At 70.8% G+C, this 24676-nt stretch carries 25 protein-coding genes; 9 read left to right on the top strand and 16 right to left on the bottom strand.

The annotated features are described in order from the left end of the window. The first annotated feature begins 152 nt into the window (after positions 1–152). Complete coding sequence (locus ACIRJP_RS26810; protein ID WP_404179084.1) at positions 153–1139, top strand: oxygenase MpaB family protein; 987 nt, start codon at positions 153–155, stop codon at positions 1137–1139. Here ACIRJP_RS26810 and ACIRJP_RS26815 read toward each other — a convergent pair. The 4 genes from ACIRJP_RS26815 to ACIRJP_RS26830 form a co-directional block, all read right to left on the bottom strand. Then, the gene (locus tag ACIRJP_RS26815) at positions 1057–1689 is read right to left on the bottom strand and encodes a TetR/AcrR family transcriptional regulator (protein WP_404179087.1); all 633 of its coding nucleotides are present in this window, start codon (positions 1687–1689) and stop codon (positions 1057–1059) included. The two genes, ACIRJP_RS26810 and ACIRJP_RS26815, sit on opposite strands and share 83 nt — an antisense overlap. Positions 1690–1792: 103 nt before the next feature. Then, on the bottom strand, positions 1793–4483 hold the full coding sequence (locus tag ACIRJP_RS26820; protein ID WP_404179090.1) for a M4 family metallopeptidase: 2691 nt from the start codon (positions 4481–4483) through the stop codon (positions 1793–1795). A 131-nt stretch (positions 4484–4614) separates the two neighbouring features. After that, on the bottom strand, positions 4615–5721 hold the full coding sequence (locus ACIRJP_RS26825) for a helix-turn-helix transcriptional regulator (protein ID WP_404179093.1): 1107 nt from the start codon (positions 5719–5721) through the stop codon (positions 4615–4617). 79 nt (positions 5722–5800) lie between these two features. Next, complete coding sequence (locus ACIRJP_RS26830) at positions 5801–6277, bottom strand: macro domain-containing protein (RefSeq protein WP_404179096.1); 477 nt, start codon at positions 6275–6277, stop codon at positions 5801–5803. Positions 6278–6405: 128 nt separating this feature from the next. On the opposite strand from ACIRJP_RS26830, the gene ACIRJP_RS26835 reads away from it, so the two are divergent. Beyond that, positions 6406–7137, top strand: coding sequence for a MerR family transcriptional regulator (locus ACIRJP_RS26835; protein ID WP_404179098.1), 732 nt, complete (start codon positions 6406–6408; stop codon positions 7135–7137). Between the two features lie 34 nt (positions 7138–7171). Here the strand turns inward: ACIRJP_RS26835 and ACIRJP_RS26840 are convergent, their stop codons facing one another. From ACIRJP_RS26840 to ACIRJP_RS26855, 4 genes are all read right to left on the bottom strand, one after another. Further along, on the bottom strand, positions 7172–9343 hold the full coding sequence (locus ACIRJP_RS26840) for a 3-hydroxyacyl-CoA dehydrogenase NAD-binding domain-containing protein (protein WP_404179101.1): 2172 nt from the start codon (positions 9341–9343) through the stop codon (positions 7172–7174). Positions 9344–9542: 199 nt separating this feature from the next. Then, the gene (locus tag ACIRJP_RS26845) at positions 9543–10757 is read right to left on the bottom strand and encodes an acetyl-CoA C-acetyltransferase (RefSeq protein ID WP_404179104.1); all 1215 of its coding nucleotides are present in this window, start codon (positions 10755–10757) and stop codon (positions 9543–9545) included. 35 nt (positions 10758–10792) lie between these two features. Next, positions 10793–11935 (bottom strand): acyl-CoA dehydrogenase family protein, encoded by a 1143-nt coding sequence (locus ACIRJP_RS26850; protein WP_404179107.1) that lies wholly within the window; start codon positions 11933–11935, stop codon positions 10793–10795. Positions 11936–11999: 64 nt separating this feature from the next. Beyond that, positions 12000–13133: a CaiB/BaiF CoA transferase family protein gene (locus ACIRJP_RS26855; RefSeq protein WP_404179110.1), complete on the bottom strand. Its 1134-nt coding sequence runs from the start codon at positions 13131–13133 to the stop codon at positions 12000–12002. Positions 13134–13498: 365 nt separating this feature from the next. Here ACIRJP_RS26855 and ACIRJP_RS26860 point away from each other — a divergent pair, with 365 nt between their 5' ends. Then, entirely contained in the window at positions 13499–14689 is a 1191-nt protein-coding gene (locus tag ACIRJP_RS26860; protein ID WP_404179113.1) for a saccharopine dehydrogenase family protein, read from the top strand. 228 nt (positions 14690–14917) lie between these two features. Continuing rightward, positions 14918–15865, top strand: a complete 948-nt coding sequence (locus ACIRJP_RS26865; RefSeq protein ID WP_404179116.1) for a peptidoglycan-binding protein — start codon at positions 14918–14920, stop codon at positions 15863–15865. A 37-nt stretch (positions 15866–15902) separates the two neighbouring features. Here ACIRJP_RS26865 and mmpA read toward each other — a convergent pair whose 3' ends face one another. Together mmpA and ACIRJP_RS26875 are read right to left on the bottom strand one after the other, a co-directional pair. Further along, on the bottom strand, positions 15903–16046 hold the full coding sequence (mmpA, locus tag ACIRJP_RS26870) for a morphogenic membrane protein MmpA (RefSeq protein ID WP_404179118.1): 144 nt from the start codon (positions 16044–16046) through the stop codon (positions 15903–15905). Between the two features lie 68 nt (positions 16047–16114). Then, positions 16115–16777, bottom strand: a complete 663-nt coding sequence (locus ACIRJP_RS26875; protein WP_404179292.1) for an endonuclease V — start codon at positions 16775–16777, stop codon at positions 16115–16117. 140 nt (positions 16778–16917) lie between these two features. Between ACIRJP_RS26875 and ACIRJP_RS26880 the strand changes: the two genes are divergently transcribed. Then, positions 16918–17217 (top strand): YciI family protein, encoded by a 300-nt coding sequence (locus ACIRJP_RS26880; protein ID WP_404179120.1) that lies wholly within the window; start codon positions 16918–16920, stop codon positions 17215–17217. A gap of 49 nt (positions 17218–17266) precedes the next feature. Here the strand turns inward: ACIRJP_RS26880 and ACIRJP_RS26885 are convergent, their stop codons facing one another. Next, the gene (locus ACIRJP_RS26885) at positions 17267–18337 is read right to left on the bottom strand and encodes a WD40/YVTN/BNR-like repeat-containing protein (protein ID WP_404179122.1); all 1071 of its coding nucleotides are present in this window, start codon (positions 18335–18337) and stop codon (positions 17267–17269) included. Positions 18338–18544: 207 nt separating this feature from the next. Here ACIRJP_RS26885 and ACIRJP_RS26890 point away from each other — a divergent pair, with 207 nt between their 5' ends. Beyond that, positions 18545–18961, top strand: coding sequence for an SsgA family sporulation/cell division regulator (locus tag ACIRJP_RS26890; protein WP_404179125.1), 417 nt, complete (start codon positions 18545–18547; stop codon positions 18959–18961). A 35-nt stretch (positions 18962–18996) separates the two neighbouring features. Here the strand turns inward: ACIRJP_RS26890 and ACIRJP_RS26895 are convergent, their stop codons facing one another. Further along, a complete protein-coding gene (locus ACIRJP_RS26895; RefSeq protein WP_404179128.1) occupies positions 18997–19272 on the bottom strand; it encodes a hypothetical protein in 276 nt (91 codons plus the stop codon). Between ACIRJP_RS26895 and ACIRJP_RS26900 the strand changes: the two genes are divergently transcribed. Together ACIRJP_RS26900 and ACIRJP_RS26905 are read left to right on the top strand one after the other, a co-directional pair. Next, on the top strand, positions 19250–19375 hold the full coding sequence (locus ACIRJP_RS26900) for a hypothetical protein (protein ID WP_404179131.1): 126 nt from the start codon (positions 19250–19252) through the stop codon (positions 19373–19375). The two genes, ACIRJP_RS26895 and ACIRJP_RS26900, sit on opposite strands and share 23 nt — an antisense overlap. A 304-nt stretch (positions 19376–19679) precedes the next feature. After that, the gene (locus tag ACIRJP_RS26905; RefSeq protein WP_356087370.1) at positions 19680–20654 is read left to right on the top strand and encodes an acyl-ACP desaturase; all 975 of its coding nucleotides are present in this window, start codon (positions 19680–19682) and stop codon (positions 20652–20654) included. Between the two features lie 72 nt (positions 20655–20726). On the opposite strand, the gene ACIRJP_RS26910 is transcribed toward ACIRJP_RS26905, so the two are convergent. The 3 genes from ACIRJP_RS26910 to ACIRJP_RS26920 all read right to left on the bottom strand — a co-directional run bounded on the left by ACIRJP_RS26910 (position 20727) and on the right by ACIRJP_RS26920 (position 22394). Beyond that, on the bottom strand, positions 20727–21227 hold the full coding sequence (locus ACIRJP_RS26910; RefSeq protein ID WP_404179134.1) for a tetratricopeptide repeat protein: 501 nt from the start codon (positions 21225–21227) through the stop codon (positions 20727–20729). A 44-nt stretch (positions 21228–21271) separates the two neighbouring features. Then, entirely contained in the window at positions 21272–21520 is a 249-nt protein-coding gene (locus ACIRJP_RS26915; RefSeq protein WP_124720677.1) for a WhiB family transcriptional regulator, read from the bottom strand. Between the two features lie 73 nt (positions 21521–21593). Then, on the bottom strand, positions 21594–22394 hold the full coding sequence (locus tag ACIRJP_RS26920; RefSeq protein WP_404179137.1) for a VOC family protein: 801 nt from the start codon (positions 22392–22394) through the stop codon (positions 21594–21596). A 263-nt stretch (positions 22395–22657) separates the two neighbouring features. On the opposite strand from ACIRJP_RS26920, the gene ACIRJP_RS26925 reads away from it, so the two are divergent. Continuing rightward, positions 22658–23533: a hypothetical protein gene (locus ACIRJP_RS26925; protein ID WP_404179140.1), complete on the top strand. Its 876-nt coding sequence runs from the start codon at positions 22658–22660 to the stop codon at positions 23531–23533. A 66-nt stretch (positions 23534–23599) separates the two neighbouring features. Here the strand turns inward: ACIRJP_RS26925 and ACIRJP_RS26930 are convergent, their stop codons facing one another. Beyond that, positions 23600–24673 carry an LLM class flavin-dependent oxidoreductase gene (locus ACIRJP_RS26930; protein WP_404179143.1) on the bottom strand — a complete coding sequence of 358 codons (1074 nt, stop codon included), beginning with the start codon at positions 24671–24673 and terminating at the stop codon, positions 23600–23602. Positions 24674–24676: the final 3 nt, after the last annotated feature.

Genomic DNA, 24676 nt, shown 5'->3' on the forward strand with positions numbered 1-24676 from the left:
CTCGTGAAACAAGTCGATAGTATTTGTAACTTTGACTCCCGCGCCCGACGCTGCGTCATATCACTTGCGAGTGAGGAGAGTTGGCCCATCGTGCAGCGACAACCCACTAAGAGGCCGCTGAGGGAGTCGGCACACGGACAGGAGGGCGCACCATGGGCCGATACAGCCGCCTGCACGAGATACGCCGGATGGATCCGGCGCGCGACTACGCCGAGATCCTTCGGCTGATGTCCCAGTACGAGTTCCCCTGGGACTACCGGCAGGGGGTGAGCGTCGCCTTCCTCCGGGACTACGGCGTTCCCCGGATCTCCGCGTTGCTCGACCGGACCCAGGAGTTCGAACGGGCCGGGCAGAAGCGGTACGACGACACGGTGCTGATCGCGTACGAGATGGCCGCCGACGGCTTCGACTCGGAGCGCGGGCGGGCCGCCGCACGTCACCTCAACCGGATCCACGGGAAGTACAGGATCCCGAACGACGACTTCCGCTACGTCCTGGCGACCACGGTCGTGGGGCCGAAACGCTGGATCGACCGCTTCGGCTGGCGTCCCCTGTGCGCCCAGGAGGTCCAGGCGCTGGTGGAGGCCGGCCGGAAGACGGGGGCGATGATGGGCATCGAGGGGGTGCCCGACACGTACGAGGGGTTCGAGCGGCTCCTCGACTCCTACGAGGAGCGGATGTTCGCGTACGACCCGGCCAACCGGCGGGTCGCGAACGCCACGTTCCGTGTGATCGCGAGCTGGTACCCGCGACCGCTGCGGCCCTTGGTGGCGAGGTTCGCGCTCGGGGTACTGGACGAGCCGCTGCTCGCGGCGCTGGGCTTCCGGCCGCAGCCGCGGTGGGTGCGGGCCTCGGCGTCGGCGGCCCTGCGGCTGCGCGCCCGTTGCGTCCGAAGGCTGCCGGCCCGGCCACGCAGGTTTCCCGCGCGCCCGCAGCCCCGTTCGTACCCCTTCGGCTGGCGGCTCGACGACCTGGGTCCGCACTGGGCCCGCAGCCGTCCCGTGGAAGCCCTGCCCGACGAGAGGAACAGCGAGAGGGACGGTCACGCCGGTGGCGCTACCCGGCAGCGAGCAGCGGCACCAGATAGCGGCGGGCGAACTCCCGCACCTGGGTTTCGTCGTCCAGCTCGAAACAGCTGACGGGGTTCAGGAGGAAGGAGACGGTTATCCGCACCATCAGTTCGGCGACCGGGGTCGGATCGCTGGCCGGCCGGCCCTCCGCGAGCCGGGCGTCCCGCAGCCGGTCGGCCAGGTACTCACGGATGGCGAGGAAGGCCGGGCCGCTCTCCAGGGTCAGGAACGGCAGCATCGTCTCGGGCTCCAGCCTCAGCAGACCGCCGACGAGCGGGTGCTCGCGGATGTGTCGGAGGACCGCGGCAAAACCCTCGACGAGCCTGTCCTGCGTAGTCGGCAGCGCGGCCACGGCGCCGTCCACCTCCACGAGGAAGCGGCGGTACTCGCGCAGCAGACAGGCGGAGACGAGGCTGTCCTTGTTGCCGATCCGCCGGTACACGGTCACCCGCGAGACCCCGGCGCGCTTGGCGACGTCGTCGACGGTGGAGCGGCGCAGCCCGAAGGTCATGAACTGCTCGCGCGCGGCGTCCAGGATCTGCTCGCTCAGCGCGTCGGAGGGCGGCGCCGTACGCAGCGCCAGGGCCAGCCCTGTCTCGTCGGTGCTCCGTGCCGTCATGGGTCCTCTCCCCTCCGCCGCGTCCGCCCCACCCTAAGCGGGCAGGGCGCCCACCGGAGTCCGGTGGGCGCCTGCCGAGGGTGCGGTGTTCGGGCCCGGAGTACTACTCGCAGGTCCCGGCGAACGTCTCGCGGGTCACCACGTCGGTAGCCGCCGCGGTCGTGTCCAGCCAGGCGACGCGCTGACCGTCACCGAGCGACGGGGCCAGCTGGGAGCCGGAGGAGCAGGAGACGCGGGAGAAGTCGTTGAGTCCCGCGACCACGTCGGCGGTCTTGGCGACCTTCACCTTCGTCGGCCCGTTCCAGGCGCCGAGCGCGCCCCAGAAGTCGTACGTGGAGTAGGCGAAGTACTCGTCGTTCACCGAGAACTGGGCGAGGTAGGTGCTCGACGGGTAGCGCAGCGTCGCCGCCTTGGACACGTCGTCGAGCGGAGCCGAAACGAACTTCGAGGACGGAATCAGGAAACCGCCCGTCTCCCGCCAGAAGACGCGGTCCGAGGTCAGCTGGATGTCGGAGACATAGTCGAAAAGGAAGCCGGCGATCCGCTTCTTCTGCGTGGTCTCCTTCGCGATGTCGTACACGTACACCCAGGTGCCGTCCGCGCCGGCCCAGGCGATCCGGCCGTTGTTCATGGCGAGGTGACTGGCCTTGGTGCCTGCCTCGGGGGTCACGTCGACCGTGGTGCCGTCGGCCTTGCGGAGCATGACGTCCTGCTCGCCGTCGGCGGTGGTGCTGATGTAGGCGAGCGCGCCGTTCTCGGTCACCGGCTCGGTCTCGTCGGCGTCCGGGCGGTCGACCAGCTTCTTGATCGCGCCCTGGCCCTTCTCACCGGCCCGGTAGATACCGATGCCGTCGGCGGTGATCCGGGTGAAGGCGATGCGGGCGTCGTCCAGGGAGGGGTCGAGCAGGTAGGCGTCCTTCTGGGCCAGTTCGTGCTTCGGCTGCTTGCTGAAGCGGCCCACCGTAATGCCGAAGGCAGCACTGCCCTGGTCCCAGGCGATGGCGTCGCCGTGGCTGATGGCGTAGACGTCGCCGTTGATCTGGGCGGCCTGCTCGTCGACGCCGCCGTAGACCTCGTAGGCGGGCAGGATGTCGGCGCCGATGGTGGTTCCGTCGTGCTTGCCGCCCTTCTTCTCCCAGCCGTTCTCGATGCCGTGGTCGTCGAAGGCCTTGGTAATGGCAGAGAGATCGGCATTCGAGACGTTCAGGGACTTGGCCGCGAGGAGGACCGCGTTGCGCATGTCGGTGAAACCGGACAGCGGGGTGAGGTAGTTCTGTGCGGACCGGTAGACGATCCGGTCGGCGAGCTTGCTGTCGATGTTCTTGCGCATGTCCCACAGCGCGCCGCCGACGATGGTGGAGTTGTAGTGCACCCCGCCGTTGTCGATGTCGAGCGTGATGGGCTCGTAGTCCTTCTGCGCGTTGCGCCCGTCGTTCAGGTCGCGCAGGGCGCATTCCTCCAGCGGCTTGGTGCCGTTGCAGAGGTACTCCCCGATGAGGCCGGACGTCGGGTCGCTCATCGCGACGCCCTTGTCGGCGGTCTCCATGGCGTTGCCGAAGTAGTCGGATATCGCCTCGTTGAGGGCGCCCGACTGGTTGAGGTAGACGAGCCCGGCGGAGTGCTCGGTGACACCGTGCGTCATCTCGTGGCCGACTACGTCCAGGCCGACGGAGAGCGGTACTCCGTCCATGTGGCCGTAGACCATCTTGGAGCCGTCCCAGAAGGCGTTGGCGTAGTCCTTGCCGCTCGCGGCGACGTTGACGACGGAGTAGATCGTGCCGCCCTTGCCGTCGACGCCGTCGCGGCCGATCCGGTTCTTGTAGTACTCGTAGACCTTCGCCGCGTTCAGGTGCGCGTCGACCGCGCCCGAGACGGTGTTGGCGCCGTCGAAACGGTCGCTCGCCGATGTGCCCAGCCGGATGTCGTCGGTGACCGGGCCGCCCGCGACGTCCGTGTACTGCTTGCGGTTCGCGTCGTACGTACGGATCTGGCCTCCGGTCTGCGGATACATGGCGCGCGTCGAATCGACGAGCGTGTACGAGCCGTCCACCTCCTTGTTGACGTCCAGCTTCGCCTCGGTGCCGTCGACGCGTACGCCTGTCCCCTGCGCGGGCGACGCGTCGGCCGCGTCTATGTTGTTGTACGAGAGCGCGATGCCGCCCACCCGTGCGTCGACGTACACCTCCTGGCGCACCGGGCTGCCGTTCGCCTTGCCGCCGGTGACCGTGAAGTGCCATGCCAGCCTGCCGCCGTGGGCGTCGGGCAGCACGGACAGGCCGTGCGCCTCGGTCTTCGCGCCCTGCACGCCGGACAGACCTCGGTCGAGGGTGAACATCCGCTGCTTCGCGGTGGCTTCGCTCACCTTCGGCGTGGTGGAGACGGTGAGGTCCGTGTAGAGCGTGCCGGTCGCGGAGGTGACCTGCTGGCCGCCGTCCGCGGCCTGGGTCTGCACCGCGTACTCGGCGCCGAAGACCGGGACGCCGTCGTGCTTCTGCTGGAAGCGCACCGAGGACTGCTTGCCGTCCTTGGTGGTCTTCACCGTCCTGAGGTCGGAGACCGGGACCTTGTACGTGTCCTCATGGGCCTTGATGTGGGCCCGCGCAGCCTCGGCCGGGGTGCCCTCGCGGGCGGTCTTGTCCAGGCCCTGCGTCATCGCCGGGGCGACACCCACCGGGTCCGTCGTCTGCGCCGCGGCGGTGTCGTCCGCCCAGGCCGGCGCGGCCAGCAGCGCCGCGCCGGTCGCGGCGGCGACCACGCCGGTCGCCAGCATCCGCAGCACGCTCGTTCGTCTCACGGGACCTCCCCATCGCACACCTGCACCCGGACCATTAGGGCCCCGGGCGTTGACGTGCTGATCGTTCGCCATGGGCGGTTGTGTGAACAAGGGATGGAGCTGGCGCGAAAGTGCCGTGGCGTAATCACGCCTCAGGAGTACTCGGCGGTAGGCGAGTTGCCCGGGACATCGGGCAACCATCCGGCGCGTGCGGCGTACCAGCCGAGCTGGAAGCGGGTCGCCGCGCCCACTTCGTCCATCAGCGCGTGCAGCCGCCGCTGGACCGTGCGGTGGCCCATGCCCAGCTGGCGGGCTATGGCCGCGTCGGTCAGGCCGACATGGAGGAGGGCCACGATCTGCCGGTCGACCGCCGCGACCGGGGTCTCGTGTTCCTCCTCGGTACCCGAGGCATTCAGCCGCCAGCCCTTGCCGAAGTGCTCCTCGAAGAGCGAGACCAGAGCGGTGATCAGACCCGTCCGGTGCACGACGAGCGCCACCGGTTCCGCCTCGCGCTCGGGGTACAGGGGCAGCAGGGCGACGCGACGGTCCACGATGGCGAGCTTGATCGGCAGCCGGTCCGTGACGGATATGTGCTGGCCCTGGGCGACGCAGGAGGCCAGCACGGCCGCGGTCGCCGGATGTTCCAGCCATTCGCGTTCGACGACACTGCGCACGGTCACCCCGCGCAGCATCATCTCGGAGTCGACCTCTTCGTGGTTGTCCTCGAAACTGAGCACCGCGGGCACGTGTCTGGCCGGCACCAGGGTGCACACCTCGCTCCTGGCCTGGCGCTGCATGGTCAGCAGGCGTCGCCGGATCGCCGCCGGACCGGACAGCACCTCCACCGGCGCACCCGACGCGTGCGACTGCGCGGCGCGGTGCCGTTCGGTGAGGTCCCCCACCAGCGACTCGACCCGGTGCAGCGCGGACCGGCGAGCCTCCAGGAGCGGCCCGAGCGCCAGGACGGGCGAGGCGGACCGGTACCGGACGGTGCCGTCCTCCTCCGGCAGCGCGGCACTGGCGAGACCGCGATCGACGAGCGAGTTCAGCACACGCGTCACCGCCGAGCCGTCCAACGGGCCCGTGAGCGCGTCCGGTTCACTGTTCGGACGGTCCACCAGCAAGCGGTAGACCGCGTCCTCGTCCGGTCCGAGGCCCAGCAGGGTCAGCAAGGACCCGTCGATCGGATCCCCCGGCGCGGCGGAATCGGGACGTCCGGGCTCTTCGCGCCCCGCCTCGGCACCCTCCACCGGGCCCACCCCTCTTCCTGCCGCCCATCGGCCGGGGTCAGGTTATCCGGCGGATTTCCGCAGGCCGAGGCCCCGGGGACGACAGCCCTCAGTCGAAGTCGTAGACCGTCACCGGTATGCCCCGGCCGGACAGCCGCTCCTCTATCAGGGGCTCTATCCGGGACCACTTCCCGCCCGCGAGCCCGCAGCCGATCCGAGGCATGTGGACCGAGGCCACCAGCTCGCGGGCCCGGCCGGCCACCGCGTCCAGCCCCGTGTCGATCGCCTCGTAACGCACCGGGACCCCGTTGCTGCCCCTGCGCATCCCCCGCTGGCCCACCATGTTCGCCACCCAGATGTACGGGCTCACCTGCACGAACTGCACCGCGCCGAGAGCGAAGTCATTGCCCGCGCGCTCCCGGTGCCACCGGCGATAGGCCGCTTCGGGTTCGGGCCAGCGGCGCGAGAGCGCCAGGACGAATCCCTTGCCCCAGCCGCCCAGGTCGTTGCAGACGTGGACGATCAGCTTGACGCCCTGGCCGTGGGGCGCCGTCGCGTCCCCCCGTACGTACATGATCTCGGACATGGCACCAGACTAGGCGGCGCCTCTGACAACCAGGCACTTTCACATCACTGGTGAGACAGCAATACTGTTGCACCTGGGTGGGCCACGCGACAGCCGCCCACCCGCAGGGCCGGACACGAGGAGCAGAGATGGCGACCGGGACCGAGGAGCCGACGCTCACCGTCGACGAGCTGGCGGCGCGCGCCGGTGTCACGGTACGCACCGTGCGTTTCTACAGCACTCGCGGTCTGCTGCCGCCCCCGGCGATCGGGCCGCGGCGGGTCGGGCACTACGGCCACGAGCACCTGTCCCGGCTCGCGCTCATCGAGGAGCTCCAGCACCAGGGCATGACACTGGCCGCGATCGAACGCTATCTGGAGCAGCTCCCGCCGGATCTGAGCGCCCATGACCTGGCGATCCACCGTGCGCTGGTGGCCTCCTGGGCACCGGACTCGGCGGAGGACGCGACGCGGGGGGAGCTGGAGCGGCGGGCCGGCCGGGCGCTGACCGAGCAGGACATCGCGCGGCTGGCCGCGATGGGTGTGCTGGAGCACGCGGAGCCGGCCGACGGCAGCTACCGGGTGGATCCGGGGCTGCTGCGGCTCGGGGTCGAACTGCTCGGCGTGCCGATCGCCCACGAGACGATCCTGGCCGCCCGCACGGTGCTGCTGGAGCACTCCCGGTCCGCCGCCCAGGAGCTGACCCGGCTGTTCCGGGACGAGGTGTGGGGGCCGTACCGGGAGCGGGAGTCGGACCCCGAGCACGTGGCGGCGATGAAGTCGCTGTCGGCCCATATGCAGCCGATGGTGATCCAGGCGCTGGTGACCGCGTTCCAGCGGTCGTTGAAGGAAGAGCTGCGGGCCGCGTTCACGGCGGAGTGAGCGCGGCCCGCGGGGCGGGCGCCGGCCGTGGGACTCAGTCGTGGAAGGTCTCGCCCTTCTCGGCCTTCTCCACGAGCAGCGCGGGCGGCAGGAAGCGGTCGCCGTACCGCTCGGCGAGTTCCCGGGCGCGGGCGACGAAGCCGGGCAGTCCACCCTCGTACCCGTTGATGTACTGGAGCACGCCGCCGGTCCACGGCGGGAAGCCGATGCCCATGATGGAGCCGATGTTGGCGTCGGCGACCGTGATCAGGACGTTCTCCTCCAGGCAGCGGACGCTGTCCAGCGCCTCGGAGAACAGCATCCGCTCCTTCATGTCGATGAAGGGGATGTCCGTGCCCGGCTTCGCGAAGTGCTCCCGCAGGCCCGGCCAGAGGCGGGTGCGCTTGCCGCTCTCGTCGTACTCGTAGAAGCCCGCGCCACCGCTGCGTCCCGGCCGGCCGAACTCGTCGACCATCCGGTCGATGACCGCGTCCGACGGGTGTCCGGGCCAGGTGCCACCGGCCTCCTCGACGGCCCGCTTCGTCTCGTTGCGGATCTTGCGGGGCAGGGTGAGCGTCAGTTCGTCCATCAGCGAGAGCACCTTGGCCGGGTACCCGGACTGTGCGGCGGCCTGCTCGACGGAGGCGGGCTCGACGCCCTCGCCGACCATGGCGACGCCCTCGTTGATGAACTGGCCGATGACGCGCGAGGTGAAGAAGCCGCGCGAGTCGTTGACGACGATCGGGGTCTTCTTGATCCGGCGGACCAGGTCGAAGGCGCGGGCCAGGGCCTCGTCGCCGGTCTGCTCACCCTTGATGATCTCGACCAGCGGCATCTTGTCCACGGGCGAGAAGAAGTGCAGACCGATGAAGTCGGCCGGGCGCTCCACGCCTTCGGCGAGGACGGTGATCGGCAGGGTCGAGGTGTTGGAGCAGAGCAGGGCGTCCGGCTCGATGACGTTCTGGATCTCCTGGAACACCTTGTGCTTGAGCGCGGTGTCCTCGAAGACGGCCTCGATGACGGCGTCGCAGCCCGCCAGATCGGCCGGGTCGCCGGTCGGGGTGATCCGGGCCAGGAGTTCGTCGCGCTGGGCCTCGGTGGTGCGGCCCCGGGAGAGCGCCTTGTCGAGCAGCTTCTCGCTGTACGCCTTGCCCTTGGCGGCGGCCTCGGTGGAGACGTCCTTGAGGACGACCTCGATTCCGGCGCGGGCGCAGGAGTACGCGATGCCGGCGCCCATCATCCCGGCGCCGAGCACGGCGACCTTGCTGACCTGGCGCTCCTCGATGCCCTTGGGGCGGCTGGCCCCGGAGTTGACGGCCTGGAGGTCGAAGAAGAACGCCTGGATCATGTTCTTCGCTACCTGGCCGGTGACCAGCTCGGTGAAGTACCGGGCCTCGATGGTCAGCGCGGTCTCGAAGTCGACCTGCGAGCCCTCGACGGCGGCGGCGAGGATGTTGCGGGGCGCGGGCATCGGGGCGCCGGCGAGCTGCTTCTTCAGGTTGGCCGGGAAGGCCGGCAGATTGGCTGCGAACTTCGGGTTGGACGGGGTGCCGCCGGGGATCCTGTACCCCTTGACGTCCCAGGGCTGCTGGGACTCGGGGTTGGCGTCGATGAAGGCTCGGGCCTTGTCGAGCATCTCCTCGCGGGTGGCGGCGACCTCGTGGACCAGGCCGTTCTCCCGGGCGCGCCGCGGGGTGTACTGGGTGCCCTGGAGGAGGACCTTCAGCAGCGCGTCGGCGATGCCCATGAGGCGTACGGTGCGGGTGACGCCGCCGCCGGCGGGCAGCAGGCCGAGGGTGACCTCGGGCAGGCCGATCCGGGAGCCGGGGGCATCGAGGGCGACGCGGTGGTGCGAGGCTAGCGCGATCTCGTAACCGCCGCCGAGCGCGGCGCCGTTGATGGCGGCGACGACGGGGATGCCGAGGGTCTCGATGCGGCGGAGCGAGTTCTTGATGGCGGTGCCGGTGTCGAAGGCCAGCTGGGCGTTCTCGGGACCGATCCTGATCATGTCCTTGAGGTCGCCGCCCGCGAAGAAGGTCTTCTTGGCTGAGGTGTAGATGATGCCGCGGATGGTGTCCTTCTCGGCCTCGGCGCGGTCGGCGACGGCCGCGATGGAGTCCTTGAAGGCCTGGTTCATCGTGTTGGCGGACTGGTTCGGGTCGTCGAGTACGAGGGTGACGACGCCCGTCTCGTCCTGTTCCCAGCGGATGGTCGTGCTCTCGGTCATTGCGGTTCTTCTCCGTAAGTGAGGGGCCGGCGGTGGGTGGCGTGGGTGAAGGAGCGGGGCTGGGGTGCGTGCATCGCAAGGCGGAGGATTGAGGCAACGCGGAGCGTTGGTGATTGACGACAACGCCGCGAGGCGCGTGCCCCAGCCCCGCGACGCCACGCCACCCACCGCTGGCCCCTCCCGGATGGCCGGGGGACGGTCAGAGACGCTCGATGACGGTGGCGACGCCCATGCCGCCGCCGACGCAGAGGGTGGCGAGGCCGTACCGCTGGTCGCGGCGCTCCAGTTCGTCGATGAGGGTGCCGAGGATCATCGCGCCGGTGGCGCCGAGCGGGTGGCCCAGCGCGATGGCGCCGCCGTTGACGTTGATCCTGTCGAGTGGGAGGCCCATGTCCCTGGCGAAGCGGAGCACGACGCCGGCGAACGCCTCGTTGATCTCGACGAGGTCGATGTCGTCGATGGTCAGCCCGGCCTTGGCGAGGGCCTTGCGGGTGGCGGGCGCGGGGCCGGTGAGCATGATGGTCGGCTCGGAGCCGGAGACCGCGGCGGAGACGATCCGGGCGCGCGGCGTGAGTCCGTAGCGCTCGCCGACCTCCTTGTTGCCGATCGCGACGAGCGCGGCGCCGTCGACGATGCCGGAGGAGTTGCCTGCGTGGTGGACGTGGTCGATCTTCTCGACCCAGTGGTACTTCTGCAGCGCCACCGCGTCGAAGCCGCCCATCTCGCCGATCGCGGCGAAGGAGGGCTTGAGCGCGGCGAGCGAGTCGGCGGTGGTGCCGGGCCGCAGGTGCTCGTCGTGGTCGAGCACGACGAGGCCGTTGCGGTCCTTGACGGGGACGACGGCCCGGGCGAAGCGGCCCTCCTTCCACGCTTCGGCGGCGCGCTCCTGGGAGAGTGCGGCGAACTCGTCGACGTCGCGGCGGGAGAAGCCCTCGATGGTGGCGATGAGGTCGGCCCCGATGCCCTGCGGGGCGAAGCCGGTCTCGAAGCTGGTCATCGGGTCCATCGCCCAGGCGCCGCCGTCGGAGCCCATCGGGACCCGGGACATCGACTCGACACCGCCCGCGAGGACGAGGTCCTCCCAGCCCGAACGGACCTTGGCGGCAGCCAGGTTGACGGCCTCCAGACCCGATGCGCAGAAGCGGTTCTCCTGGACGCCCGCGACGGTGTCCGGGAGGCCGGCCGCGATGGCGGCGATCCGGGCGATGTCGGAGCCCTGGTCGCCGAGCGGGCTGACGACGCCGAGGACGATGTCGTCGATGGCCGCCGGGTCGAGTCCGGGGAAGCGGCTGCGGATTTCGTGGATGAGGCCGACGACGAGGTCGATCGGCTTGGTGCCGTGCAGGGCGCCATTGGCCTTGCCGCGGCCGCGCGGGGTGCGGATCGCGTCGTAGACGAACGCTTCGGTACTCAAGACAGCAGCCTTTCGGGGGTGGTTGTGCGACGGGGTCAGGCGAGCAGCGAGCGGCCGATGATCTCCTTCATGATCTCGGTCGTGCCGCCGTAGATGGTCTGGATGCGGCCGTCGGTGAACGCCTTGGCGACCGGGTACTCCGCCATGTAGCCGTATCCGCCGTACAGTTGGAGGCAGCGGTCGGCGGCGCGCTTCTGCAGTTCGGTGGCCCACCACTTGGCCATCGAGGCGTGCACGGCGTCGAGGGTGCCGTCGGAGTGGTCGACGATGCAGCGGTCGATGAAGGTGCGGGTGACGGCGCATTCGGTGGCCATCTCGGCGATCTCGAACCGGATGTGCTGGAGCTTGGAGAGCGGCCTGCCGAAGGCCTCGCGCTCCTTGACGTACTTCGTGGTGATCTCCAGCAGGTGTTCCGCCGCGGCGATCCCGGCGACTGCTATGCCCATCCGCTCCTGCGCCAGGTTGGTCATCAGATGGATGAAGGCGCCGTCCCGCTCGCCCAGCAGGTTCTCCTTGGGCACGCGGACGTCGTTGAAGAACAGCTCCGCGGTGTCCTGGGACTTCTGGCCGATCTTGTCGAGGTTGCGGCCGCGCTCGAAGCCCCCCGCGCCGCGCTCGACGACGATCAGCGAGAGCCCCTTCGCACCGCCCTCGGGGGTGGTCTTCGCCACGACGACTACCAGGTCGGCGAGGATGCCGTTGGAGATGAAGGTCTTGGAGCCGTTGAGCAGCCAGTGGTCGCCCTTGTCCTCGGCGGTGGTACGGATGCCCTGGAGGTCGGAGCCCGCGCCGGGTTCGGTCATGGCGATGGCGGTGATGGTCTCGCCGCTGCAGAATCCGGGCAGCCAGCGCCGCTTCTGCTCGTCGGTGCCGAGTCCGGTGAGGTAGGGGCCGATGATGTCGTTGTGCAGCCCGAGCGCGAGGCCGGGGGTGCCGGCCCGGGTGAACTCCTCGGCGAGAACGGCGCTGTAGCGGAAGTCGGTGTTCCCGCCGCCTCCGTACTCCTCGGGCACAGCGAGGCCCAGCAGCCCCTGCCGGCCGGCCGCGAGCCATGCCTCGCGCGAGACGATGCCGTCCTTCTCCCACTGCTCGTAGTGCGGGAGTACCTCCTTGGTGAGGAAGGTACGCACGGTCTCGCGGAACGCTTCGTGCTCTTCGGTGAAGATCTGCCGCTGCACTGGGGTCCTCCTGGGGCCGGTTCTTGACGGGGGGATGGGCCGGGCCGGTCGGGCGCGGTGGGGGTCACGGCCCGGCGAGGCCGGGTACGTCCCAGTCGGCGGCGACGGCCTCGGTGTCCGCACCGGGCAGCGCGGGCCCGCCGCGCACCGAGGCGGGGGTCGCGGAGAAGCGCGGTGCGGGCGCGGGCTGGACGAGCCCGTCGTGCTCGACGAAGGTGGCGCGGGCGGCGAGGTGCGGGTGGTGCGGCGCCTCACGAAGCGAGAGGACGGGGGCGACGCAGGCGTCCGATCCTTCGAACACCTCGGTCCACTCGGCACGCGTACGGGTACGGAACCGGTCGGCGACGACGGTGCGCAGCTCCTCCCACCGGCCGATGTCGCCCCGGTCCGGGGCTTCGTCCCCGATCCCGAGGAGCCGGCCGAACTCCTCGTAGAACCGCTGCTCCAGCGGCCCGACCGCCATGTACTGGCCGTCGGCGGTCTCGTACGTGCCGTAGAACGGGCAGCCGCCGTCCAGGAGGTTGGAGCCGCGCCGGTCCTGCCAGCCGCCGGCCGCCAGCATTCCGTGGATCATCATGGCGAGATGGCTGGCGCCGTCGACGATCGCGGCGTCCACGACCTGGCCCCGGCCGCCGGCGGTGCGGGCGTGCTGGAGGGCGGCGAGCACGCCGACGACGAGATAGAGCGAGCCGCCCGCGTAGTCGCCGACGAGATTGGCCGGGACGGTGGGCGGCTCGCCGGGCTTGCCGATCATGGACAGGGTGCCGGTGAGCGCGATGTAGGCGATGTCGTGCCCGGCCCGTTCGGCGAGCGGTCCGTCCTGGCCCCAGCCGGTCATCCGTCCGTACGCGAGGCGGGGGTTGCGGGCCAGAGCGGCGTCGGGGCCGACGCCGAGGCGTTCGGCGACACCCGGGCGGTAGCCCTCGATCAGGATGTCGGCGCGCTCGATCAGATCGAGCACCTTCGCGGCTCCGTCCTCGGTCTTGAGGTCGATGAGCACGGAGCGCTTGTTGCGGTTGGTGAGGTCGTACCCGGGGTCGATGCCCAGCCCCGCACCGCCGGGCCGGTCGACCCTGACGACGTCGGCGCCGAGGTCGGCCAGGAGCATCGCGGCGAACGGACCGGGTCCGATGCCTGCCAGTTCGACCACCCGCACCCCTGCCAGCGGGCCGTGCGAGCCGTGCTCTGTCGTTGCCATCGAGCCCCCAGCGGTATGACACAACTGATGTAACAGCGATGATGCTAAGAACGCACCGCGCTCCGCACAACCCCTTTGGCCGAGCAAGCGCTTAGGGCCTTTCGTTTGGATCAGGCCGGATCAGGGAGCGGGGTCCGGTGCGTGCGATCGCAAGGCGGAGGAGGGAGGCATGGCGGAGCCATGGCGACCCACGACAACGCGGCGAGCGCGCGTGCCGGACCCCGCGAGCCCGGCATGATCCAAACGAGAGGCCCTGAGTTCCGTCCTCAGGATCCTCCCCCATGGGGACCGCCCGGCCGCACACCGCCACGACCCCTCCGCTAGCCTCTGCCTGCCACATCGGCGCCGGCTCCGCGGAGGTACCCGTGAACAGGCAGAACGGGGCGCAACGCCCTTATGACGTGATCCTCTTCGGCGCCACCGGCTTCGTGGGTGCTCTCACCGCCGAATATCTCGCCGTGCACGCACCCGTCGGCTGCCGCTGGGCCGTGGCCGGACGGGACCGTGCCAAGCTGGAGCGCCTGCGCGACCGTCTCGCCGCGATCGAGCCGCGGTGCGCGGAGCTCCCGCTGCTGCACGCCGACGCCGGGGACGAGTACTCGCTGCGCGAGCTCGCCGAGTCCGCCCATGTGGTGGCCACGACGGTGGGCCCCTATGTCTGGTACGGCGAGAAGCTGGTCGCGGCCTGCGCCGAGGCGGGGACGGACTACGCGGACCTCACCGGTGAGGCGGAGTTCGTGGACCGGATGTATCTGGAGCACGACGCACGGGCCCGCGAGACGGGAGCCCGGATCGTGCACGCCTGCGGTTTCGACTCCGTACCGCACGATCTCGGGGTGTACTTCACCGTCCGGCAGCTGCCGCAGGACGTACCGCTGACCGTCGACGGCTTCGTACGCAGCAACGCCGTCTTCTCCGGCGGTACGTTCGCCTCGGCGCTCACCGCGATGGGCCGCGGCCCGCGGATGCTGAGCGCCGCCCGGGAACGCCGGCTGCACGAGCCGCGGCTGGTCGCCCGCCGGGCCCGCGCCCCGCTCGGCACCCCGCGCTTCAGCCCGGAGACCGGCACCTGGGCGCTCCCGCTGCCGACGCTGGACCCGCAGATCGTCGAACGCTCGGCGCGGGCCCTGGCCCGGTACGGCCCCGACTTCCGTTACCGCCACTTCGCCTCGGTCCGTCATCTGCCCGTGGCCCTCGGCGGCACGGCCGCGGTCGGCGCGCTCCTGGGCGCCGCGCAGGTTCCGGCGGCCCGGTCGTGGCTGATGGACCGGTACGAGCCGGGCAAGGGGCCGGACTCGGAGCGCCGTCGGCGCAGCTGGTTCACCGTGCGCTTCGTCGGTGAGGGCGGCGGGCACCGGGTGTTCACCGAGGTCTCGGGCGGCGACCCCGGCTACGACGAGACGGCGAAGATGCTCGCCGAGTCCGCGCTCTGCCTGGCCCTGGACGAACTCCCGCCGACATCGGGGCAGGTCACCACCGCCGCCGCGATGGGTGACGCGCTGCTGGAGCGGCTGCGCTCGGCCGGCCTGCGCTTCCGGGTCGCGGCGGCCCGCTGAGCCGACGCCCGGGGCAGCACGCACTCGTTCGGGTGATGTCGCCCCGTGCTCCCGCCTCTGCGTTCCCCGGGTGAGCGGGCCATGGCACCGCTTCGCGGGCTCCTCGGCCGCGCGGCACGGATCGGCGCTTTCACTACGATCTGCGTCCCGCAGGTCGGCGCACCCGGGCATGCTCCCGATGCACAGCCCTGACCTGCGGCTATGCACACAGAGAGTCGGGGAAGAACGATGACGGACAACACTGTGGCGGGTCACGAGGAACAGCCGGGGCGGGCGCTCGCCGGGCTACTGAGGAACTGGTGGGAGTCGTCGGCGCGCGACGGCCGCGAGAAACCCACTCAACAGTCGCTCGCCAAGCGGCTGGGGATCGACCAGACCACCCTGTCGCGCTATCTGAATCCCGCTCATGCCTCCAACGCCCCGAGCCGGATCGTCGAGCAGCTGCACACGGCGCTGCGGGCACCGGCCGACGACCTGGACCGGGCGCTGGTCCTGGCGCGCGCGGCGGCGGCCGGGAAGCGCCCGGCGGCCGCGTCGCCCGGTCCGGCAGCCGCGCCCGCCGGTCCGTCCGCCGACCGCGACACGGCGGCCCGTTGGCGGGGCCGCTCCCCCGTCGCGTACCCGGCCCTGACCGTCGCGTCGCTGCTCCTGCTCGTGCTCGGCGGCTTCGTGTGGTGGCTGGTGCCCACCACCACGGGACAGAGCGATGCCAAGGGCACGGCGGGTGTCTCGGACCGGCCGTCGGAAGGCACGAACTGGCCACTGGCCCGCAAGGGCAATGTGCTCTGGAAAGCTCGTACGGTGCAGCTGCTGCTGCTGGCGAACGGCTTCGACGTGAAGGTGGACGCCGACTACGGTCCGGCCACGGCCCAGGCCGTGAAGAAGTTCCAGGCGGCACATGGTCTGACCCCGGACGGCAAGGTCGGGAAGGACACCTGGCCGTTGCTGGTCATCACGGTCGACTCGCGCACGACCGAGCCCGATGCCATCACGGCGGTGCAGTACCTGCTGCACCACGCCGGGGTGTCGACCGACAGCACCGGTACGTACACGCCCTCGACCATGCGGTCGCTCAAGGAGTTCCAGGAGTCCCGGAATCTGCCGGTGACGGGGGTCGGGGACGAGGCCACCTGGCGCGCGCTGCTCAACGCCCAGGGACCGGATCAGCACAAGTAGCCGCGGGCCGGGGCAGGGGCGGCCTTGCGCTTGGGGCTCAGAGTGCCCAGGAAACCAGCGTGCAGACCATCGAGACGGCCCAGGCCACTCCCGCGATCATCCCGAGGGTCATCCCTATCGCGACCCGGCGCTGAGCGAGATAGACGGTGCCGGGTCGTGTGGACGTTCGATGTTGGTTCATGGGTACAAGCTTGCCGGTGATGATCGGCAAAAGGTATCCGTACGCGTACTCACGCGCCCTGCCCGCTCTCAGGCGGTCGCCTCCCGCAGGGCCCGTCGGCAGAGCGAGTCGGCCCTGCGAGTGGTCTCCGGCTGGCGGAAGTCGCGGGTCAGCAGCAGGGTGTGGGCGCAGGCGTTGTCCAGACCGGTCCGGTGTCCGACGGAGACGAACACGGGTTTGACGCCGTCCTGGGTACGCAGCGCCCGGCCCACCTCCTCCTCGCCGTCGAGCAGCGGCGACCAGTCACCACGGCGGGGCCCCGGTTGCTCGTACGTGAAAGCGAACGGGTTCTTGGCGACGCCGATCACCGGGAGACCGGTGAGCACCCCGAGGTGGCTGGCGAGTCCGAAGCGGCGCGGGTGCGCCCGGCCGTATCCGTCGCAGACGACGAGTCCGGGGTCGACCGGCAGGGATTCGAGCGCGGCCAGCACGGTCGGGATCTCGCGGAAGGCCAGGAGGCCGGGGATGTAGGGGAAGGTGATACGGCCGACGGCGGTGGTCTCGGCGACCACTTCGAACGTCGCCCCGTCGAGAACCACCGCCGCCGCGACGACGACGTCGCGCTCGTCGTCGTAGGCGACGTCGACCCCCGTGACCCGGCCGGAACCGGGCGGCGGGCCGACTTCGTCGAGCACCACCCGGGAACGCAAGGTGTCCTGGACGGCTCGGGCTTCGGCCTCGTCGGCGGGCATCGGAACGTTTGTCATGGTGCGGCCGAGTCTAGCCAGGGCCTGCCCGGCGGATCAGGGCCGGACAAGTCCTGGGAGCTCCCGGAGGGACGGGTCCGGAGTCCGTGTGGGCCCCACCCCGCCCTGCCCGTAGCCTGGCGATCATGTTTGTACTCGAACTGACCTACACCGCCCCTGTCGAGCGTGTCGACGAGCTGATGCAGGACCATGTCGTCTGGCTGGACGCGCAGTACGCGGCGGGGGTGTTCATCGCGTCGGGCCGCAAGAACCCACGCGACGGCGGGGTGATCCTGGCCGTCGGCGACGACCGTGCGCGGATCGAGGAGATCGTTTCAAAGGATCCGTTCTCGGTGCGGGGCGTGTGCACCTACCGCATCACCGAGTTCATCGCGACGAAAACCGCGGACGAGCTCGCTCCGTACCGCCGGCAGCTGCCCGGATAGTGGAGCCGTTCCCCCGGAGCGGCTCCACTCCGGGGGATACGGAACGGTCTCAGTGCCCCGTGCGTGCCACGCGTCCCTTCTCCCCGGCCGCCCAACAGCCGCCGTCCGGGGTGCAGTCGACGGTGTCGTACGAGCCGGTGTCGACCGTGTGCCAGGTGCGTCCGCCGTCCGTCGTGAGGTCGGTGCCGGTCGGGCCGACCGCCAGGGCTCCGGACCTGCTGTGCGGCAGCCAGGCGACGCCCGAGCGGTAGGCGGCCGGCGGGGTGGTGGCCTGCTGCCAGGTGCGGCCGGCGTCGCCCGTCACGGCCGCGGCGTCCGGCGACGGCTCTGTGGCCCGGTAGTCGCCGCCGACCGCGATGCCGTGGTGGCGGTCGCGGAAGGCCAGTGCGAAGACGCCGCGGGCCGGGTCGCCGGCCGGGATCGTGGATTCGGTCGCGGTCCAGGTCAGCCCGCGGTCGGCGGAGTGCAGCACCCGCGCGGTGGCGGCGCCTCCGGTCGCGAGCCATACGTCCCTGGGGCCCGAGGAGACCAGACACTGGCCGCCGGCGGCGAATCCCGCCTCGCCGGGCTGGGCGTGCGGCATGCCCGCGTCGGGCAGCACCCGCCAGCTCCTGCCGCCGTCCGCGGTGGACAGGATGCGGTACTTGCCGTCCACGGGGTCGCTCATCGCCAGCCCGTGCCGGCTGTCGAAGAAGGTGAGGCAGTCGTAGAAGGCGCGTGCGTCGGTGTTGCGGAACGACTCCGTCCAGGTCGCTCCCCCGTCGTCCGTGCGCAACACCCGGGACGCCTCGCCCTCACCGATGGCGAGGGCCACCGCGCGCCGGCCGTCGAACGCCTCGATGTCGCGGAACTCCAGCGCCTCCGCGGCCGCGCCCGGCGGCGAGACGTCGAGCCAGTGCCTGCCCCCGTCGGACGTGCGCAGCACCGTGCCCTTGCTGCCCGCGACCCAGGCGGTGCGGCGGCTGACGGCGGCGAGGCCGCGGAAGCGGGCATCGGTTCCGGTTTCGGTGAGCGTCCAGGCCGGTCGTTCGCCGGGCAGGTGGTGTTCCCACGGTGTTGCCGCGGCTGCCGGTGTGGCCAGTGCCGCGGTCAGCGCCGCCGCACAGAGTCCCCATGACATCAGTCGTCTCGTCTTCCCCTTGACCCTCATGGCGCTGGAAGCTAGCCCACGAGCCCAGCCCAGTCCAGGGTGCGCAGCCGGGAAGTGGCCGGGCGCGGCGGCGGGCGGTGATACAGCTCACGCCGCCTTCCGGTGCACGGATGAGGGACTTCCTTCGTCTGTATCAGTGCCGGGAACCGTTCATCTGGCCGAGAAAGGGAGCAGGTCTTGTCCACCGTTATCGAGCAGTCCGTGCAGGCCCGCATGGTCGCATCCGCACCGCGGATGGAGACCCTTCCCGCCACCCTGCACTACGACCCCAAGGATCCGTTCGCCGTGCGTATGGCGTTTCCCGCCCCCGCGACCCTGGAGGGCACCGAGGTCGCCTGGGAGTTCTCCCGGGAGCTGCTGGCGGCAGGGATGGACGAGGCTGCCGGTGTCGGAGACGTACGCGTCAGGCCGTTCGGTTACGACCGTACGGTCCTGGAGTTCCACGCTGCCGAGGGCATCGCGATGGTGCACGTCCGCACGGCGGAGTTGCGCCGTTTTCTGGCGCGGGCGCAGGAAATGGTGCCCGTCGGCGACGAGCACCGGTTCCTGGATCTCGACCGCGGCCTGACCGATCTGCTCGGCGGCCCCTGCTGAGGGCTCGCGTCCGGCGGGCCGGGACGGTATCGGCGTCAGCTGTGGAGTAAGGCCCAGGCCTTGCAGGCGCCGGACGGGGTGAGCGCGGGCGCCGGCCCCCAGTCCCCGCCGTGCGCGTCGACCGCGGCGGCCAGCAGCCACATGCTGTCGCTGCGGCGCTCGCGGCATTCCTCGGACTTCAGGGCCGAGCCGTGCGAGGGGTGCTGGTCGTAGAGCGTGATGCGGAGCGCGTCGAACTGCCAGTGCACCCGCAGCAGCATCTCCCGCTCCGGGGTGAACCGGTAGGCGGTGGACCAGGGCCGGGCGTACATCGGCTCGACCACGGACACCACCGCCTACGTCAGCGACTCCATGGAGGCGCTGCGGGCACTGATCTCCGCGGTGAAGTCCGGCGCGGCGGACCACCTGCTCTGACCGCACGCCCCGACCGTGCCCGCGCCCCCGCGAAGGTCCGCTCCGAGTACGCCGACAGCTCTGAGCGCCCCGCAGCCGGGGGCCGGCCGGTCCCGGTCACCGGCGCGCCGCCGGCACGGATGGTTCGCAGCGCGCCGCGCCGAACTTCGTTCACGGACGCCCAGCCGCCCCGGGACCTGCGTACATAACGTTACGTAACCGGGCATCGCGAGGGCGGGCTTGGCGGTGGCCTTACCGCCGCTTTAACCTACGGTCTCGTAACCTACGTGTCCGTAGGTAATTCTCCCGTCCCCAGGAGTCCCCCGTGACGATCACCGCTCCCCACCTCGGCAGCCCGAAGGCGTGGACCGACGCCCAGCTGCTGTACGCCCTGGAAGAGGTGGTGGAGAAGGAGCTCAACCGCCATCTCAAGGTCGCCAAGGACTGGATGCCCCACGAGTACGTGCCGTTCTCCGACGGGCGGAACTTCCCCGGGGTGTTCGAGGACGGTGAGGCCTGGCAGGCCGACCAGTCCAAGGTCACCGACATCGGCAAGATCGCCCTGGTGGTGAACCTGCTGACCGAGGACAACCTCCCGAGCTACCACCACGAGATCGCCTCCCTCTTCGGCCGCGACGGTGCCTGGGGCACCTGGGTGCACCGCTGGACCGCGGAGGAGGGCCGGCACGGCATCGTGATGCGTGACTACCTGCTCACCTCACGGGCCGTCGACCCGGACAAGCTGGAGCAGTTCCGGATGGCGCACATGGCGGAGGGCTTCGAGTCGGACAACCGCCACTCGATGCTGCACTCGGTGGCGTACGTCGCGTTCCAGGAGCTCGCCACCCGCGTCTCGCACCGCAACACCGGCCACCAGTCGGGCGACCCGGTCTGCGACCGGATGCTCGCGCGGATCGCGACCGACGAGAACCTGCACATGGTCTTCTACCGCAACCTCCTCGGTGCGGCCTTCGAGCTCGCCCCCGATCTGACGATGCAGGCCGTGCGCGACGTCGTCGTCAACTTCCGGATGCCCGGTCACGGCATGCCGGGCTTCGAGCGGGCCGCCGCGCAGATGGCGATCGGCGAGATCTACAACATGCGCATCCACCACGACGACGTGATCCAGCCCGTGCTGCGTTACCTGAAGGTGCTCTCCATCGACGGCCTGGGCCCCGACGGCCTGAAGGCGCAGGAGGAGCTGGGCCTGTACATGGGCGGCCTGGACAGCGAGGCGGCGAAGTTCGACGAGAAGCTGGCGGCCCGCAAGGCGCGGATGGCCGCGCGCGCCGGCGCCTGACCGTTCCGGGCCCGGCCCGTCGACCTGCCCGCCGCCGTCCGGTGGCCGGCGGGTCGACGCCCGTGCCGGTGCTCACACGGTTTCGTGCAGGTCCCGCGCGTAGTGCTCGATCGCTGCCCGGTACCGGCGCACATACGGGTCCTCGCTGCTGGTCGCGAGGAGTTCCAGCAGCAACCGCATGGCTTCGTGGTGCTCGCCGGTGTTGAACAGGGCCATGGCGAGAAACGTCCGCAGCGCCCCGTCGTCGGGAAACTGCTCGACACCGCCGCGCAGCACCTCGACGGCCTTCTCGTACTGCCCGAGCACCCGGTGCGTGCTCCCGAGGCCGAGGAGCGCGCCCCTGCGGTCCTCATCCGACAGCCCGGTGCCGCCGAGGCCGCGTTCGTAGAACGGCACCGCCTCCGCCTCCAGCCCGAGCACGTCGTGGGCCCAGGCGGTCTGATAGGCGATCTCCGCGTCCGCGGGGAACTCGGCGGACAGGGCCAGCAGGCGCTGCCTGGCCTCCTCCTGGTGGCCCTCGGTGCGCAGCCGTACGGCCGCCGCGAGCGAACTGTCCCGGTCGTGATCATTCATACCGGCATCGTCCCAGGCCCACGAGGCGGTCCGGCCACGGCCCCTCAGTCGCGGCCGGTTCTGCGCAGCCGGTCCCGCTCCTTCTCGGACAGCCCGCCCCATACTCCGAAGCGCTCGTCGTTGGCGAGGGCGTACTCCAGGCATGCCTCGCGCCCCTCGCAGGCGTTGCAGAGCTGCTTGGCCTCACGGGTGGAGCTGCCGGGGGCGGGAAAGAAGAACTCGGGCCCCGCCTGGGCGCACAGCGCTGTCTCCTGCCAGGCGAGTGCGGGGTCGGCCGCGGTGTTGATCAGCATGCGGTCCACAGTGCCCGGTCGCGATAAACGACCGATCAACGCCTCATCAATGCGGCGCGCCGATGACTTCCGGTCAGCTCTGTGGCGTGGACGCGCTCTTGATCAGAGCGAATTCGGCGCCGTCCGGATCGGCCGCGTTGGCGAACTTTCCCACACCTTCCATCTCCGTGGGCTCCAGGGTCGGTCTGCCGCCCAGCCGTTCCACGTCCGCGACCGCCTCGTCGCAGTCGGCGACCTCGAAGTAGGGAAGCCAGTGCGATCCGGCCACCGCCCGTGTCGGCACCGTGTTCAGCGGTACGAAGCCGCCGAAGGCCGCCTCCTCGCCACCGCCGCCGGTCCGGATCACCGTGTAGGACCCGCCGCCCCCGGGGAACGGCGCCCGCGCGCTCTCCCAACCGAAGACCGCGCCGTAGAACGCGGCGGCCGCGGGCACGTCCGGGGTGTACAGCTCCGCCCAGCACAGACTGCCGGGGACGCCCACGGCGCCCAGGCCAGGGTTCCCGCCCGGCTGCCAGATGGCGAAGTAGGCGCCGGCCCGGTCCTTGAATCCGGCCATTCTGCCGAAGTCCAGGACATCCATCGGGGCGAACGGTACGGTGCCGCCGGCCTGCTCGACCGCCCGCGCCGTGGCGTCGGCGTCCGACGACCGGAAATACACCGACCAGGCCGGCGCCGCCTGCTCCTCGGTGACCGTCATCGCGCCGGCGACCGTCTTCCCGTCCAGCGTGAACATGCCGTAGCCACCGGTCTCCGGGCCGCCGGCCACGTACTCCCAGCCGAAGAGACCGGTGTAGAAGTCAACAGCCCCGTCGAGGTCGGGTGTGCCCAGGTCGATCCAGTCGGGCGCTCCGTCGACATAACGGGTGGTGAGCATGGCCGGCTCCTTCGGCGGTGCCCGTGCCGTGCGGCACGGGGGTCCTCTCCGACGTTCCGAGTCTCGCACCGGGCACCGGCGACCGCAGCCCGCGGACGGCCGGGCATTGCGCACCTGAACCGCCCTCGTGGATGATCTCCTGCATGACCACCAGAAAGGCCCATGCCGCGTAAGCGCCCCCCGCTCCGGCACCCGGCGAACGCGCCGCCGGTCCTGCGCATGCCCGCAGCCCCGACCGTTCGCGCACCCCGCCGAGGAGCACCATGGAGTCCGTCCGCCTGACCGAGTACGCCCGCCTGCCGCGCGCATACGGCCGGCTGCACCTGCTGCACAGCACCGTCGACGTGTACGGCCGCGTGCACTGGCTGCTCACCGAACGCGACCCCGGACCGGGACCGGTCGATCCGTACGAGGCCCTGGTCGTCACCGCGGACCGGGGCCAGGTGGACGAGACGCATCTCAGCGCCGTCACGCTGTACAGTCCCTGGCTCGACGCCCTGCCCGACGGCGGTTTCGTGCTCGCGGAGGCCCGCAGCAAGGTGGACGCCGACCATGTGCAGGTATTCGACGCGCTCGGGCGTCCGTCGTGGACGTTCCGGGTGGGCGACGCGATCGAGCATCTGCTGACCGACACGTCGGGCGCCCTCTGGGTCGGCCACTTCGACGAGGGGGTGTACGGCGACGACCCGCTGAGCCACCCCGGTCTGCGGCGGTGGAGCAGCGCGGGCGAACCGCTGTGGTCGTTCAGCCCCGGGCCGGGCCCGCTGGACATGTCGGACTGCCTCGCCCTCAACGTCCATGGGACGACGGCCTGGGCCTGCCCGTACATGCACCACCCGCTGATCGAAGTCCGGGCCGACGGCTCCGTGCGGCTCCGCACCACGCGGGTGAGCCGCGTCGGGGGCGTGGCCGTGGACGGCGGGCGCGTGGCCTTCGTGGACTTCGACGGCGTGCTGACGTACGGCCGGATATCGGAGCACACGGTCGAGCCGGAACCGGGGGCCGCGCAGCTGGTCCGGCCCGACGGGCGCGCCCTGGCGCGCCGTCGGAACATGGTCTGTCGTGGTCCGCGCATCCATGTCCGTGAGCGCGGCAGGACCAACTGGTCGGTGTTCGACATGGCGCGCGGCGATGGGTGAGACGTGTCGTCGGGAACGGGAGGCGGGAGGGACGGGGCACGTTCCGGTGCTCCCGCCCCCGGCCGGTCAGCGGGGGATGCCCAGTGCCGGAAGCACCGTCTCCGCCACCCGGTAGGCCTCCTCCAGCAACGGGTTGCCGGAGAGGATGAAGGTGTCGACACCCAGCTCCTCGAATTCCTTGAGGCGCTCGACGACCTGCGCCGTCGAACCGACGACCGCCGTGCCCGGCCCCGGGCGGAACAGGCTCATGCCCGGCCACATGTTGGGGTGCGTCTCCAGCTCCCGGGCGTGCGCCGGGACCTTGCCGCCGTGTTGGCGGAACTGGCGCTGCCAGCCCACGCTGTCCTCCCCCGCCCGGTCGCCGAGCTGCCGGGCGTACGTCGCCTCGCTCGTCACGTCGAGGAGCCGGTCGGCCGCGGCCCATGCCTCGTCCTCCGTGTCCCGGACGATGAGGTGGAGGCGGAGCCCGATCCTGAGCGTGCGGCCGTACGCGGCGGCCCGCGCCCTGACCTTCGCCAGCTTCTCCTTGAGCAGGTGCGGGGGTTCGCCCCAGGTGAGGAAGACGTCGACGTGCTCGGCCGCCATCTCGATCCCCGGGGCGGACGAGCCGCCGAACCAGAGGGGGATGTGTGATTCCTGGACCGGTCTCAGCTCCCGGAACGACGCGCCCGCGTTCTTCAGGTCGTAGAAGCGGCCCTTGTGGTCGAAGACCTCACCGGCGGTGAGCCGCTTCACGATCGACCAGTACTCGGCGCTCAGTTCGTACCGTTCGTCGTGCTCCACGTGGAGCCCGTACTCCTTGAGCGACTTCGTCGAGCCGTTGACCACGTTGAAGCGGAGCCGGGCGCCGAAGAGGTTGTCGAAGCTGAGGGCCATCTTGGCCAGCAGGGTGGGCGAGATGAGGCCGGGGTGGACGGCCAGCAGGGGCTTGAACGCGGTGCTCGTGGAGGCGGCGAGTGCGCTGCCGAGCGGCCAGACGTCGTACAGGTCGGTGGCGAGCAGCGCACCGCTGTAGCCGAGGCGTTCGACCGTGCCGGCGAGCTGGGCGAGGTAGCCGAGGTCGACCGGGCGCCGGCCTTCGGGCTCCCAGGGGTAGGCGCCTTCGCGCGGGATGACGTACCAGAGGACTTCGCTCGCCATGTC

This window comes from Streptomyces sp. NPDC102437 (assembly GCF_044765565.1).
In the GTDB taxonomy this organism is placed as follows: domain Bacteria; phylum Actinomycetota; class Actinomycetes; order Streptomycetales; family Streptomycetaceae; genus Streptomyces.